The following is a 14,806-nucleotide window of genomic DNA, read 5'->3' as shown; positions in this document are numbered from 1 at the left end:
CCGGCGGCGTCGCGCCGCGGCGGTCGTCGCGAGGGGTCAGGCGGTGGGCAGCGGCGAGGTGGTGGCGGTGGGGGCCGCGGTGCTGGGCCGGGCGGGAGGGCGCCGCCAGGCCGTGCGGACGAACAGGGTCATGGTCGGCACCACGTAGGCGGTCCAGGCGATCGCCTGCGCCCACGTGGTCGCCGGGGTGAAGTTGAGGACGCCCTTGAGCAGGGTGCCGTACCAGCTGGTGGGCGGGACCTGCGCCGAGACGTCGAAGGCCAGGTCGTCCAGCCCGGGCAGGATGCCGGCCTCCTGCAGGTCGTGGACGCCGTAGGACAGCACGCCGGCCGCGACCAGGACGAGGAACGCGCCGGTCCACGCGAAGAACACCTGGAGGTTCAGCCGCATGACGCCGCGGTACAGCGCCCACGCGAGCAGCACCGCGGTGGCCAGGCCGAGCGCGGCGCCGACCAGCGGGGCGGACGTGCCCGTGCCCGTCGCCTGCGCGCCGGCCCACAGGAACAGCGCAGTCTCCAGGCCCTCCCGCCCGACGGCGAGGCAGGCCATCACGACGATCGCCCGGCGCCCGGCCTCGGCGGCGTCGTCGAGCCGGTGCTGCAGGTCCGTCTTGAGGTGCCGCGCGGTGCGCGCCATCCAGAAGATCATCCAGGTGACCAGGCCCACGGCGACGATCGACAGCGTGCCGCCGATGGCCTCCTGCGCGCGGAAGGACAGCCCCTGCGGCCCGAAGGTCAGCAGCGCGCCGAACCCGAGCGAGACGACGACCGCGACGCCGACGCCCGCCCACAGGGCCGGCAGCAGGTCGCGGCGCTGCGTGCGCACCAGGTACGCCACCAGGATGCTGACGACGAGGGCGGCCTCGAGCCCCTCGCGCAGCCCGATGAGGTAGTTCGCGACCATGCGCTCGCTCCCGGTCGGTCGGGGTGGGAGACGGTCGCGCCCACCAAGGTGAGGCTGACCTTACTCCCGTTGCCGGGGTGCTCGGTACCACGTCCGGGAACGGGCCCGCGGCCGCCACGACCGCACGCCGGCGGCCAGGTCGTCCGGCACCAGCCGGCCCGTCCGCACCAACCGGTAGCCGGTGACGACGGTCAGCGCCTGCGCGGCGAGCAGCCCCACCAGCACCACGACCTGCGCGGCGCCCGCCTGGGCCGGGGTGCCGCCGCCGAGCAGCACGCCGACGAACGCACCGGGCAGCGTCACCAGCCCCACGGTGCGGGTCTGGTCCAGCCCGGGCACGAGCGCCTCGGGCAGCAGGTGCCGGGCGACCACGTCCACGGCCGCGCGGGGCTGCAGGCCCAGGGCGAGCGCGGCCTCGTAGGTGTCCCGGTGCTCGCGCAGCGCCGCGAACACCCGCCGGCCCGCCAGCGAGTGCGCGGTCATGGCCCCGCCGGTGACGATGCCGGCGAACGGCACGACCGTCGGCCCGGTGAACGGCACGGCCCGCGACGCGAAGATCACGACCAGCACCGGCAGCACGCCCGCCGCCATCGCCGCGGCCGCCCAGGGCCACCGCCGGGGCGCGCCGACCCGGCGGGCGGTGGTCGCCACCGCGACGGCGAACATCGCGACGGCGAACAGCAGCGACGACCAGAGGTGCTGGAGCACCACGGCGATGACCAGCGACACCGCGGCGAGCTGGCCGACCGCGCGCAGGGCGGCGACCACGACCGCGCGCCCGGTGCGCAGCCGGCCGGCGGCGGACGCCGCCACGGCCAGCACGACCAGGGCGACGACCGCGATCAGGACACCCGGGCCGGGCTCGGCGGACACCGCGCCAGAGTAGGGCCCGCCGCGCGGGCCGGCGGGCGCGTGCTGCTGCGCCGGGCGACCCGGCGGGGGAGGATCGGCGGGGGTCCGCGGTGCCGCGGGCCCGCGCCGGATCGGAGGAGGAGCGATGACGCAGTACGTGCTGGTCAAGCACTACCGCGGGGGCCCCGAGCCGCTGCGGCCCGTCCCGCCGATGGACCGCTGGGAGCCGGCGGACGCCGAGGCGCACATGGCGTTCCTGCGCGAGGTCGGCGAGACGCTCCGGGCGAGCGGGGAGTACGTCGACGCCCGCGCGCTCACGCCGGAGTCGACCTGGGTGCGGTACGGCGGGCCGGGCGCCGCGCCGGTGACGTCCGACGGTCCCGCGGACGGTGGGCTCGTCGCCGGGTGGTACCTGGTGGACGTCGCGTCCCAGGAGCGGGCGGTGGAGATCGCCGCGTGGGTGTCGTCCGAGCCGGGGCCGGGCGGGGAGCCGCTGCTGGAGTGGATCGAGGTGCGCGAGGTGCTGGGGGGCTGAGGGTCACCGTGTCGTGCGCTGCTCCCGCTCGGCCGTCAGCGCCCGCGCGGTCGCGTCCCCGACGACCGCGCGGAACAGCGCACGCCGGCCCGCGCGCAACCGGGCGAGGAGGTCGGCCCCGGACGACTTGAGCGCGGCGTACGACAGCGACGTCAGCGTCCCGTAGAGGGCGCAGGTCACGGCGAGCGGGACCGCGGCGAGGAGGGGAGCGGCGCGCGGGACGGTCGTGACGGCCACCGCGCCGGCGACCCCCGCGAGCAGCACCGCGGCGGCCAGTGCGGCGGTCGCCGCCCGCCGCCGCCCGCCCGGGCCGGCCGCGGACGTCCGGGTGAGGGCGGCGGCTCCGGCGGCGCCCGCGACCGCGGCGCCCGCCGACCACCACGTCCCGGGGCCCGCGCCCGGCTCGACCCAGGCCACGGCGAACACCGCCGTGAGCGCCGCGGTCGCGACGAACGCCAGGTTCGACGGCGCGCGCAGGGACGTGACCGGCGCCAGCGCCGGCACCGTGCGCCAGTCGAGGTCGGGCCGGGAGGCCCACGGGGCGGCGTCGACGTGCCGCAGCAGCCCGCGCTCGTGCACCCGGGCGCGGTCCAGCCGCCAGCCGGGACCGTCGGGACCCGTGGGTGGACCGGCCTGGCACACCGCGTGCAGGGCCCACGTGGCCGACACGAACATGAGGCCGAAGGCGGCACCCAGGAGCGTGAGCGCCACGAACCACCCGTCCACCGGCACCGCGCCGCCCGAGGCGGCGTGGAACAGGGCGGCCCCGAGCGCCGCGCGGAGCGCGTAGCCCACCGCCAGCGGCAGGACAGCCGCCCAGCCGTGCCGGTCCGCGCCCCGGGCCCAGGCGCGGGCGGCCTCGTAGAGCACCGTGAGGACCACCAGCGCCGCGGCAGCCGCGGCGAGCACGCCCTGGACGGGCCGCGGCAGGAACAGCGTCAGTCCGACGGCGAGGTAGATCCGGACCCCGGCGGCGACCAGGCTGGCGCGGACGGCGGAACCGAGCCGTCCCGGGACGACCGGCAGGCGGCCGCGGGTCGCCCGGGCCACGTCGTCCTGGTCCTCGCGGATGCCGCGCAGGTCGTTGAGCTGGTAGCGGCACTGGTACAGCAGCAGCTCGTAGACGGCCGTCCCGAGCAGCAGGGCGGGCAGGGCCGGCAGCAGGGGTCGCGCCGCTGCCACCGCCGCGAGCATCCCGGCGACGAGCGCGATCAGCGCCTTGGGTGCGGAGTCCGGCCGCGGGAGGGCCAGATAGGAGGCCATCGTCCGGCGCCCCTCCTCGCGCGGGTGCACGCGCGGCCGCAGCGGGACGGACAGCGACTCGTTCATCGAGCGGACGGCCTGGGCGAAGTAGCTGCGGCCGTCCAGGACCGCCAGGGCGCCGAGCCGGATGATCGCCCCGCACGCGAGGCCGTACAGGGCCACCATCAGCAGCTGCCACGGCAGCGACACGGCGACGACGAGGACGACGACGAACCCGACGTAGCCGATGAGCAGCGTGCCGATCAGCATGGCGCCGAGCACCCGCGCGGCGCCGCCCCGCCGCACCGCCGCCGGGCTGGCGTGCAGCGACAGCTCCACGCCGCGCGGCACGCCGAGCCACGGGTACGCCCGGAGCGTCAGCCCCGGGGGCACGGTCCCGGCCAGCTCCCGCTCCAGTGCGCGGAGGTAGAACGAGCGCAGCGTCGCCCGCAGGACGTTCCCGGCGAGGTACGCGAGGAACGCCGTCGGCACGAGCGGCATGCCCGCGAGCACGACGTCCGGCACCTCGACGCAGGTGTCGCCCGCGTACCCGACGGCGCACACCTGCGACAGGAACCCGGAGAGCAGGCCGATGCTCGTCAGCGCCAGCGCGACGAACGTGGCCTGCATCGCGAGGTGCGAGGTGCCCTCGGCGCGCTCCAGGCGGTACGCCTCGAGGACCAGGCTGCGCCGCCACCCGTCGTCGGACCCCGGTGTCTCCACGGCGAACCCCCCGGTCCGTGCGGCGGCCTCGGCGGCGGGGCGGCACGCGACGTCGCCGGTGCAGGCAGCGTAGCGCGGGAGACCGGTCGAGGGCCCGGGTGGTCGCCGGCGTCCGTGGTGGCGGCCGCCGGCCGGCGGGGCTGGGCGCCGTGCCGGCTCAGCGCGCCCGGGCGAGCGACCCCAGGGCGGCGAGCGGGTCGTCCCCGGCCGGGATGAACACGCTCGACGTGACGCCCGCGCGGCCGAGCGCGGCGATGCGGGCGCGCACCTCGTCCGGGGTGCCCGCCAGCGCCAGGTCGGCGACCCACGCGTCCGGCAGCCCGGCCGCGAACTCCGCGCGCGACGTGGACCGGGCGCGCAGCGCGGCGAGCTCGTCGGCGTACGGCAGCGGCGCGAGGTGCGGCGCCCAGTCGGGCTCGCCGATCCACTCCAGGGCGGGGCGGGCCGTCGCGAGGGCCCGGGCGGCGTCGTCGTCGACCGCCCCCACGTTGTAGGCGACCACGCGGTGCGGGCCGGCCGGCGCGATCGCGTCGAGCGCGGCGGCGGCGTACTCCGGCGTCGTGGGCTCCGCGAGCACCGTGCCGTCGGCGATCCGGCCAGAGGCGGCGAGCGAGCGCGGCCCCCGGACGCCCAGCACCAGCGGCGGCACCGCGGCCGGGACGACCGCGGGCTCCAGGCGGGCGCCGGCCGCCTCCTCGCCGGCCAGCAGCGCGCGGACCGCGGTCACGTACTCGGTGAGGAACGTCAGCGGACGCTCCGGCCAGCACCCCGCCTGGCGCATCCAGCCCGGCATGCCGTGGCCGATGCCGACGTCCGTGCGGCCCGGGAAGAGCTGCTCGAGGGTGGCGATCTCCATGGCGGCGTACACGGGGTTGCGCACCGCGGCGGGGAGGATGCCGATCCCGACGCGGATGCGGTCCGTGGCGCCCAGGACGGCCGCGGCCTGGGTGAAGCCGCCGCGGAAGCCGAGGTCCTCGACGACCCAGAGCTCGTCGAAGCCGAGGTCCTCCGCCGCGCGGGCGAACGGGAGGACCTGGGCGGCGGGGAGGTCGCGCGGAAGCATCACGCCGACCGAGGGGTTCGGGGCCATGCCGGAGGCTACCAAGAGGTTCGTCGGGGACCGGGTGGACCGGCTGCCCTGCGGACGTCGCCATCCCGTCAGGCAATCGATTGGAGTGCGCGGCCCGTTCGCCCGGACAGGCGACTCATGCGCCGCAACGCCGAGAGGGTGCCCGGCGCCACGGACAGCGCGCGGCAGCTCCGGGCAGCGTCGACGTCACGTTCCCATCACGGTACTGGCAATCGGTTGCACTCGCCGAGGTGTTCGTGCTTGACTCCTGCCGCCCGGCCAGCGACGACGCTGCTCCACGACGACGTGCGAGATGTCCGGTCACTGCATCGCCGACAAAGGAGTTCCCATGCAGTCCTCTCCGTCCCGGCACGGACGGCGCGCCGTCGCCGCCCTCGCCGTGGTCCCCCTCCTCGCGCTCGCCGCCTGCTCCGGCGGTGGCGGGGGGTCCGACGACGCACCGAGCACGGGCGGTGGGTCCGGCCCGACGACCCTCGCGCTCGGCGTGACCCGGTCGCCGTCCACGCTGGACCCGATCCAACTGTCGACCGGGACCGACACCCTGATCTGGGGCGGGATCTACGACACGGTGCTCGTGATCGGCCCGGAGGGCGAGCTCGTGCCCCAGATGGCGGAGTCCTACGAGTACAACGAGGACGGCACGGAGCTGACCGTCACGCTGCGCGACGACCTGACGTTCTCGACCGGCGAGCCGGCGACGGCGCAGGACTACGCCGCGACTCTGGAGCACATCCGCGAGACCCCGGGCTCCGGGCAGGCCCTCATGTCGAACGTCGCGTCCGTCGAGGCGCCTGACGACGTCACGACCGTCATCACCTTCACGCAGAACGACACGACGTTCCTGTACGACATGACGAACCGCCTCGGCATCATCGCCGAGCCGGACCTCATGACCGAGGAGTCCTACGGCCTCGAGCCGATCGGCGCCGGACCGTACGTGCTGGACACGGACCAGAGCCAGGCCGGGACGACCTACGTCCTGACGAAGCGTGACGACCACTGGAATGCCGACGCGTACCCGTTCGAGCAGGTCACGGTCCGGGTGATCCAGGACGCCACGGCGACCGAGAACGCGCTGCGCTCCGGGGAGCTGGACATCGCCGCCGTCCAGGCGCAGTCCATCCCCCAGTTCACCGAGCCGCAGTTCACAGTACTGAAGCGCCCGACCACGAACATGGTCTTCCTGGACATCACTGACCGGGACGGAACGATCCAGCCCGCCCTGGCCGACGTCCGGGTCCGGCAGGCCATCAACATGGCGTTCGACCGTGACGCCATGGTGGAGTCGCTCGGCTACGGCATCGGTGCTCCGACGCAGCAGATGTTCTTCCCGACCGCGGACGGTCACGACCCGGAGCTCGACTCGACCTACGCGTACGACCCCGAGGGGGCCAGGGAGCTGCTCGCGGACGCGGGCTACCCGGACGGGTTCGCGATCGACATGCCGAGCACCGTCTACACGACCACGTTCGAGCCGACGGTCTCCCAGGCCCTGGCCGACATCGGGATCTCGGTGAACTGGGTGTCGGTACCGCCGCAGGACACGGTGAACGCGCTGCTGTCAGGCACCTACCCGATGGTGATGTGGTTCTCGGCCGTGCAGCCCGGCCCGTCGTTGGTGCAGGACGCGTTCGGTCTGGGCTCGCTGCTCAATCCGCTGCGCACCACCGACCCGGAGCTGCAGCCCATGCTCGACGAGGCCGCGCAGGTCGTGGGCGTCGACGAAGGGAGCGACGTCTACCAGGAGATCAACCGGTGGGCCGTCGAGAACGCGTGGTTCGCCCCGCTGTACCTCACCGGCGAGTCCTTCGCCTCGCGTGAGGGCTACGCCTACCTCGGCACCGAGTACGAGATGTCCGTGCGCCTCGAGAGCTACGGGCTCGCGGAGTAGCCGACCGGCCCGGGCGGGTTCGCGGCCGCAGCGCTGACGCCGCAGCGGCCGCGGACCCGTCGTCCCTCACCGACGACTGATTGAGGCTCTGGGAATGTGGAGATTCGCTCTGCGGCGCGTGCTGTTCGGTGCCGCGCTGTTCGTCATCGTCTCGTTCACGACGATGCTGCTGCTGAGCTTCTCGTTCGACAGCATCGTCGGCAGCCGGCTTGGTTCGGCGGCCACGGCGGAGGCGATCGCGACGATGAAGGCCGACCTCGGCCTCGACCGGTCGATCGTCGTCCAGTACGTCGACTGGCTGGGGAACGTCCTGCGGGGCGACTTCGGCCACGCCTTCTTCACCGGTCAGTCCGTGGGTGAGGCGATCCCGGCCCGCCTCGGGGTGACGATGTCGGTGGTCCTGCCCGCGCTGGCCATCTCCGCGGTGATCGCCGTCGTGCTCGGCACCCTCGCGGCGACCCGCGGCGGGTGGGTCGACAAGGCCGCCCAGGGCATGATGCTCACCGGCTACCTGATCCCGAACCTGCTGATCGCGATCCTCCTCGTCGTCGTCTTCGCGGTGAACCTGGGGTGGGTGCCGGCCGGCGGCTTCACCCCGTTCTCGACGGACCCGTCGGCGTGGGCCCGGTCCGTGGTCCTCCCCGTGGCCGCGATGGCCTTCGGCGGCGCGGCCAACATCGCGAACCAGGTGCGCGGGACGATGATCGACGAGCTGCGCAAGGACTACGTGCGCACGCTGCGCACGCGCGGCGTCCCCACCCGGTCGATCGTGATCCGGCACGCCCTGCGCAACGCGGCGGGTCCCGCGCTCACCGTCCTGGGGCTCACGTTCATCAACCTGTTCGGCGCGGCGCTGTTCATCGAGCAGGTGTTCGCACTGCCCGGCTTCGGCGTCTACAGCTTCAACGTCGCGATGCAGGGCGACTTCCCGGTCCTCATGGGGCTGACCGCGTTCAGCGTGGCGCTGACGATCGGAGTGAACCTCCTGATCGACGTCGCCAACGGCTGGCTCAACCCGAAGGCGAGGATGTTCTGATGGCGGTCGACATCGAGACCCCGGCGGCAGCGGACGTCGACGCCCCGGCCGAGGTGCGGCGCAACGCGCTCCAGCGGCTGGTCCGCGACCCGCAGGCGGTGATCACCGGCGTGATCATCCTGGCGTTCGTGGTCCTGGGACTGCTCGCGAACGTCCTGCCGCAGCACGGGCCCAACGAGGCGCGCCTCGACGCGTTCAACCTGCCGATCGGCTCGCCCGGGTACCCGCTGGGGGCGGACTCGTCCGGGCGCGACATCTTCGCCCGGCTGCTGCACTCCATCAACACCGCGATGGTGGCCGGCCTGATCGGCGCGGGCATCGCCCTGGCCCTCGGCACGCTGCTCGGCCTGGTCGGCGGGTACTTCACCCGGTTCCGCACGCCGGTCGAGTGGGGCGCCACGATCCTGCAGACCTTCCCCGGCCTGCTGCTGCTGATCCTGCTCATGCCGCTCACGCAGGGCGACTTCCGGTGGACGATGGTCGTGTTCGGCTTCCTGCTGACGCCCGGGATCTACCGCATCGTCCGGAACCAGACCGTGGGCGTGAGCCGCGAGCTGTACGTGGACGCCGCCCGGGTCTCGGGCGTGACGAGCAGCCGCATCCTCGGCCGGCACATCCTGTCCGTCGTCCGCGGCCCGGTCATCGTCGCCACGACGTTCCTGTTCGGATCGGCGATCGGCGTGCAGTCGGGCCTGGCGTTCCTCGGGGTGGGCTCGATCCAGATCCCGAGCTTCGGCGCCATGATCAGCGACGGCTTCCGCAACCTCTACGTCGCGCCGTCGCAGTACATCCTCCCGGCGATCGCGCTGGGCGTCCTCAACGGTGCGTTCGTGCTGTTCGGCAACGCCCTGCGCGACACCTTCGAGGGCGCCCGGCCGAAGCCGCAGAAGGTGACGACGACCCCGGTCGCGGAGAACTTCGAGGCCGACGAGGTCGAGAGTGCCGGCGGGGCCCTGCTGGACGTCCGCGACCTGGGTATCGCCTACCGCTCGCCGGCCGGGGACCTCACCGAGGTCGTGCGCGGCGTCGGCCTGAGCGTCCGGCCGGGGGAGACCCTGGGGGTGGTCGGCGAATCCGGGTCCGGCAAGACCCAGACGGCTTTCGGCATCCTGGGCGTCCTGCCCGCGGAGGCCGTCGTCACCCGCGGCTCCGTCGTGCTCGACGGCCAGCAGATCCTCGGGAAGCCGCAGTCCGTGCTCAACAAGCTGCGCGGCACCACGATGGCGTACATCCCCCAGGAACCCATGTCGAACCTCGACCCCGTCTACACGATCGGCACCCAGCTGGTCGAGGGGATCCGGGTCGCGACCGGGATGTCGAAGAAGGACGCGAAGGTGCGGTCGCTGGAGCTGCTCGCCCGGGTCGGCATCCCGGACCCGGCGCGCACGTTCCGCTCGTACCCGCACGAGATCTCCGGCGGCATGGCACAGCGCGTCCTGATCGCCGGGGCGATCGCGCCGAAGCCGAAGCTGCTCATCGCGGACGAGCCGACCACGGCCCTCGACGTGACCGTCCAGGCCGAGATCCTCGACCTGCTGCGCGACCTGCAGCAGGAGATGGGCATGGCGATCGTCCTCGTCACGCACAACTTCGGGGTCGTCGCGGACATCTGCGACCGGATCGCGGTCATGCGCGGCGGCGAGTTCGTCGAGGTCGGCGAGACCGTCGACGTGTTCGCCCGCCCGCAGCACGAGTACACGCGGATGCTCCTGGCCTCGATCCTCGACGAGGAGACCATCCGGACCGACCCGCCGCTCGTCGGCGCCGGCGAGCGAGGGGAGGCGCGGTGAGCGCGCTGCTGGAGGCACGGGACCTGAAGGTCTCGTACCCCGTCAAGGGGTTCCGCAAGAAGCCGGTCGAGATCGTGCACGGCGTCGACTTCGCCGTCGACGCGGGGGAGACCCTCGGCATCGTCGGCGAGTCGGGGTCCGGCAAGACCACGATCGGCCGGGCGCTGCTCGGCCTGGCGCCGGTGACCGGTGGCTCGGTGCACTTCGACGGCCGGGACATCAGCCACGTCGCCGGCGCGGAACGTCGTGCGCTGTCCCGTCAGATTCAGGTCGTGTTCCAGGACCCGTACAGCTCGCTGAACCCGTCGCTGACCATCGGCCGCACGCTCGCGGAGCCGCTGATCGTCCAGGGCTGGGACAAGAAGAAGGCCACCCGGCGGGTGCTGGACCTGCTCGACCGCGTCGGCATGCCGAAGAACGCGGCGGCGCGTTTGCCGCGGGAGTTCTCCGGCGGGCAGCGGCAGCGCATCGCGATCGCCCGGGCCCTCGCGCCCTCGCCCCGGCTGATCGTCTGCGACGAACCGGTGTCCGCGCTCGACCTGTCGACGCAGGCGACGGTGCTGGACCTGTTCATCGAGATCCAGCGCGAGACCGGCGTGGCGTACCTGTTCGTCTCGCACGACCTCGCTGTCGTCCGGCACATCAGCCACCGCGTGGCGGTCGTGTACGGGGGTGAGATCGTCGAGCAGGGAACGGCGCGGCAGGTCACGATCGACGCCGAGCACCCGTACACGCAGCGGCTGCTGCTCGCGGCGCCCGTCGCCGACCCCGTCGCGCAGCAGCAGCGTCGCGCGGACCGCCTCCGGCTGCGCGCCGCGCACGACGAGCAGGACGTGCAGGCGGGCGCCCTCGCGGGCTGACGCTGTCCGGCACCGACGGCCCCGGCCCCCGTCGCACGCGGGGGACCGGGGCCGCCGTCGTCCGGCGGGGCCCGCCGCGTGGTGAGCGCGGGCCGGGGGCGGCGCCGAGTGGAGGGTTCCGCCGGGACACGCCGGGCGTGTCGGGCAGAACCCTCCGCTCAGGGCCGAGCCGGGCGTCAGGTGCGGGCGGGCTCGCGCTCGGACGGGACCGTGCGGTGCGTCGGGTGCGGGTGGGTGCGCTCGAGCGAGGCGCCCTCCACGTCGACGTCCGGCAGGATCCGGTCGAGCCACTTCGGGATCCACCAGGCCCACGTCCCGGCCAGGTGCATGACGGCCGGGATGAGCAGCATCCGGACGACGAACGCGTCGAGCAGCACCCCGAACGCGAGGCCGAACCCGAGCGGCCGGATGATCGAGGACTCCGCGAAGATGAAGCCCGCGAACACCGAGGCCATGATGATCGCCGCCGCGGTGACCACGACCCGCCCCGCGTGCACGCCGCGGCGCACCGCGACCCGCGGGTCGACCCCGTGGGCGTACGCCTCGCGCATGCCGGACACCAGGAAGAGCTGGTAGTCCATCGCGAGCCCGAACAGGATGCCGGTGACGATGATCGGCAGGAAGCTCAGCACGGGTGCGGGGTCGTGCACCCCGAACACCGACCCGAGCCAGCCCCACTGGTAGATCGCCACGACGCCGCCGAACGCCGCGAACAGCGACAGGACGAACCCGAGGGTGGCGGTGACCGGCACGAAGATCGACCGGAACACGATGATGAGGATGATCAGTGACAGCCCCACCACGATGGCCAGGTAGCCCGGGAGCGCGTCGGCGAGCTTCTCGGAGATGTCGATGTTCGCGCTCGTCGATCCGGCGACGCCGAGCGCCACGTCGCCGTCCAGCGGCGAGGACGCCCGCAGGTCGCGAACCAGCCGCTCGGTGGACTCGCTCTGCGGTCCCTCCGCGGGGACGACCTGGAATCCGAGCACGGTGCGGTCCTCGTTCGACCCGATGGGGGCGACGGCGACCACGTCGTCGTGCGCGGCGAGGGCCTGGCCGATGCGCACCTGCATGCCGGCCACCTCGTCCTCGGCAACCGCCGACGGCAGGTCCGCGACCACGAGCAGCGGGCCGTTGACGCCGGCGCCGAACTTCTCCGCGGTGATCGCGTACGCCTGGTACTGGGACGAGCCCGGCTCCTCGGCGGCCCCCGTCGGCAGCCCGAGCCGCAGGGACAGGGCCGGGACGGCGACGACGAGCAGCACCACGAGGCCGCCCACCAGGGTGAGGACCGCGCGCGGCGTCCGCATGGGGGTGGAGGGGACCGGCTCCGGCTCCTCGTGGCCGACCGTCGCGCGCTGACGCCGGGGGAGGACCCGCAGCCCGATGAGCGCGAGCATCGCGGGTGTGAGGGTGATCGCGACGAGCACGGCGACGAGGATGCAGAACGCCGCGATGGTGCCCATGAGGCCGAGGAACGGGATGCCCGTGACGTTCAGGGCGAGCAGGGCGACGAGCACGGTGGCGCCGGCGAAGACGACCGCGTTGCCCGCGGTGCCGTTGGCCAGGCCGATGGACTCCGCCATCTCGACGCCGTCGCGCAGCTGGCGGCGGTGCCGGTTGAGGATGAACAGCGAGTAGTCGATGCCGACCGCCAGGCCGAGCATCACGCCGAGCACGGACGTCACCGACATCATGTCGACCACGCCCGAGAACGACAGGGCGGTCGCGACGCCGACGCCGACGCCGACCAGCGCCGACGCGAGCGGCAGCGCGGCGGCCACGGCGCTGCCGAGCAGCACGAGCAGCACCACGCCCGCGAGGACCACCCCGACGACCTCGCCCGGGCCCATGACGCTCGGGATGGCCTGGGTGATCTCGTTGGACGGCTCCGCCGTCGCGCCGTCGAGGTCCGCTGCGTCGAGGACGCCGACCACGGCGTCCCGGGTGTCGGCGTCGAACTCGAACTGGCCGGCGGCGAACGAGATCGAGGCGACAGCGGCGGAGCCGTCCTGCGCGACCAGCCGGATCTCTCGCGACAGGTCGAGCAGCGCGGCGCCGTCCTCGAGGGCTGCGCTCTGCTCGTCGAGCTCGGCGCGCCCGTCGGCGATCGCGCGCAGCTGCGCGTCCACCTCGTCCTGCTGCGCGTCGAGCGCCGCCAGCGCGGCGTCCAGCTGCGGCTGCACGGCGGCGAGCGCACCGGCTGCGGCGGCGGCCGCGCGCTGGTCCTCGACCTGCGCCCGGGCGGCGTCCAGCTGCTGCCGGCCGGCGTCGAGCTGGGCCTGCCCGGCATCGAGCTGCGCGCGGCCGTCGGCGATCTGCGCCCGGCCGTCCGCGATCCGGGCTGTCTGGTCGGCGAGCTCCGCGGTGGTCGCGAACGGGTCGGTCACGCCCGTCACGCCGTCGAGGGCCGCGATCTCGGTGAGTGCGGCGCTGATCGCGGCGCGCTGCCTGTCGGTGAAGGGTGCGTCGTCACCGGTGTGGAGCACGACGGTGCCCGAGCTGCCGCTCGCGTCCGGGAACTCGTCCTGCAGGTGCTCGGTGACCCGCTCGGTGGCGGTGCCGGGGATGGTCACGGCGTTGGTGAGCTGGCCGCCGAACGCGAGGAAGGCCGTGACGGCCAGCGCGAGCAGGGCGATCCAGCCGCCGACGACGGCGCGGGCGTGGCGGGCGGAGAACCGCCCGAGTCGGTAGAGGAGTCCTGCCATGGTCCTGGTTCTCTCGGAGGTGGTGGTCACGGCCCGGGCAGGTACCCGGTCCGCACGCTGTGGACGAGGCGGTCGACGAGCGCGTCCCACCGCGCCCGCGCATCGGGCGCCCCCGGGTCGACCTCGGCGGCCCACCGGTGGGCGATGACGCCGAGACCGTGGACCAGGGAGACGACGAGCAGGTCGACGTCGAGCGGGTCCGCGTCGGGGTACCGGCGGGTGAGCTCGCGGGCGAGGTGGGTCGCGGCCCGGGGGAACGCGTCGAGGACGAACTGCCGGGACCGCGGGTCGCAGTGCGCGTCCAGCGGCGCGAGCACCCCGTAGAGGTACCCGACGGCGTGCACCACGTCGTCGGCCCGCAGCAGCTCGGCGATCTCGTCGAACATCACGGCCCGCGACACGGCCCGGGCCGGGGCGCCCGCGGCCGCGGAGCTGAACCCGGCGAGTGCCGCCTCGAGCGTCTCGCTCGCGGTCGTCATGACGACGTCGGCCACCGAGGGGAAGTGGTTGAAGACGGTCCGCCGGGAGACGTCCGCGCGCTGCGCGAGCTCGTCGGCGGTGAACGCGGGGCCGCCGCGCTCCTGGATCAGGGCGCGTGCCCCGTCGACGATCGCGCGCCGGTGGCGGAGCTTCAGCGCGGTGCGGCGATCCGGCGGTGGCGTTGGCACGGGCGCACCGTAGCAACCGATTGCACGGCGTGCAATGCGGCATCGAGTGCAACATTGCACTCAGTGCATGGTCGCGCGGCCCTGCGTATGACGGTGGTGCTGGTCACGAGGCGGGAGCCGCGCCGTCGCGCGCCGCCGGCGGAGCGCGCACGTCCGTCGCCACTAGCAATCGATTGCCTCTACACTTGGCCGCTGGTCGACCCCGATGTCCCGGCGTTCTGGGGCTCGTCGTGCCACCATGAGGCAACTGAGCCGCTCCAAGGAGGAACGTGGCCATCGTCGAGCCCACCCCCGCCGCGACCGACGGAGCACGCCGGCCGCCCGCGACGATCTACGACATCGCCCGCGCCGTCGGCGTGAGCCCGTCGACGGTCTCGCGCGCCCTGCACAAGCCGGGACGCGTGAGCGCGCGGACCGAGGAACGCATCCGCGCCTCGGCGCAGGACCTCGGCTACCGGATCAACCCGATGGCCCGCGCCCTGCCTACCGGGCGCTCAGGCGCCCTGGC

The 14,806-nt window shown here is 74.1% G+C and carries 12 protein-coding genes; 6 read left to right on the top strand and 6 right to left on the bottom strand.

The genetic code is table 11. From position 1 onward, the window contains the following. Positions 1-36 precede the first annotated feature (36 nt). Both efeU and HNR08_RS00055 read right to left on the bottom strand, forming a co-directional pair. On the bottom strand, positions 37-903 hold the full coding sequence (gene efeU, locus HNR08_RS00060) for an iron uptake transporter permease EfeU (RefSeq protein WP_146839980.1): 867 nt from the start codon (positions 901-903) through the stop codon (positions 37-39). Positions 904-963: 60 nt separating this feature from the next. Continuing rightward, positions 964-1,776, bottom strand: a complete 813-nt coding sequence (locus tag HNR08_RS00055; RefSeq protein ID WP_146839978.1) for an ABC transporter permease — start codon at positions 1,774-1,776, stop codon at positions 964-966. 124 nt (positions 1,777-1,900) lie between these two features. On the opposite strand from HNR08_RS00055, the gene HNR08_RS00050 reads away from it, so the two are divergent. Beyond that, a complete protein-coding gene (locus HNR08_RS00050) occupies positions 1,901-2,290 on the top strand; it encodes a YciI family protein (RefSeq protein WP_146839976.1) in 390 nt (129 codons plus the stop codon). 3 nt (positions 2,291-2,293) lie between these two features. Here the strand turns inward: HNR08_RS00050 and HNR08_RS00045 are convergent, their stop codons facing one another. Both HNR08_RS00045 and HNR08_RS00040 read right to left on the bottom strand, forming a co-directional pair. Beyond that, entirely contained in the window at positions 2,294-4,255 is a 1,962-nt protein-coding gene (locus tag HNR08_RS00045; RefSeq protein ID WP_183834687.1) for a hypothetical protein, read from the bottom strand. A gap of 157 nt (positions 4,256-4,412) precedes the next feature. Continuing rightward, on the bottom strand, positions 4,413-5,345 hold the full coding sequence (locus tag HNR08_RS00040) for an LLM class flavin-dependent oxidoreductase (protein ID WP_146839508.1): 933 nt from the start codon (positions 5,343-5,345) through the stop codon (positions 4,413-4,415). A 328-nt stretch (positions 5,346-5,673) separates the two neighbouring features. Here HNR08_RS00040 and HNR08_RS00035 point away from each other — a divergent pair, with 328 nt between their 5' ends. From HNR08_RS00035 to HNR08_RS00020, 4 genes are all read left to right on the top strand, one after another. Further along, entirely contained in the window at positions 5,674-7,236 is a 1,563-nt protein-coding gene (locus HNR08_RS00035) for an ABC transporter substrate-binding protein (protein WP_183834685.1), read from the top strand. 94 nt (positions 7,237-7,330) lie between these two features. Continuing rightward, on the top strand, positions 7,331-8,272 hold the full coding sequence (locus tag HNR08_RS00030; RefSeq protein WP_146839504.1) for an ABC transporter permease: 942 nt from the start codon (positions 7,331-7,333) through the stop codon (positions 8,270-8,272). Next, complete coding sequence (locus HNR08_RS00025) at positions 8,272-10,062, top strand: dipeptide/oligopeptide/nickel ABC transporter permease/ATP-binding protein (protein ID WP_146839502.1); 1,791 nt, start codon at positions 8,272-8,274, stop codon at positions 10,060-10,062. The genes HNR08_RS00030 and HNR08_RS00025 overlap by 1 nt, the downstream gene beginning before the upstream one ends. After that, positions 10,059-10,922 carry an ATP-binding cassette domain-containing protein gene (locus HNR08_RS00020; protein WP_146839500.1) on the top strand — a complete coding sequence of 288 codons (864 nt, stop codon included), beginning with the start codon at positions 10,059-10,061 and terminating at the stop codon, positions 10,920-10,922. Before HNR08_RS00025 ends, HNR08_RS00020 begins: the two co-directional genes overlap by 4 nt. Before the next feature lie 176 nt (positions 10,923-11,098). On the opposite strand, the gene HNR08_RS00015 is transcribed toward HNR08_RS00020, so the two are convergent. Next, positions 11,099-13,630, bottom strand: a complete 2,532-nt coding sequence (locus HNR08_RS00015) for an MMPL family transporter (RefSeq protein WP_146839498.1) — start codon at positions 13,628-13,630, stop codon at positions 11,099-11,101. A gap of 26 nt (positions 13,631-13,656) precedes the next feature. Then, on the bottom strand, positions 13,657-14,298 hold the full coding sequence (locus HNR08_RS00010; RefSeq protein WP_183834682.1) for a TetR/AcrR family transcriptional regulator: 642 nt from the start codon (positions 14,296-14,298) through the stop codon (positions 13,657-13,659). A 269-nt stretch (positions 14,299-14,567) separates the two neighbouring features. Here HNR08_RS00010 and HNR08_RS22515 point away from each other — a divergent pair. Beyond that, a partial coding sequence (locus HNR08_RS22515) for a LacI family DNA-binding transcriptional regulator (protein WP_183834680.1) occupies positions 14,568-14,806 on the top strand: 239 nt, incomplete at its 3' end.

It is taken from the genome of Cellulomonas hominis (assembly GCF_014201095.1).
Classification (GTDB): domain Bacteria; phylum Actinomycetota; class Actinomycetes; order Actinomycetales; family Cellulomonadaceae; genus Cellulomonas; species Cellulomonas hominis.
This window is presented reverse-complemented; position numbering and strand designations above follow the sequence as displayed.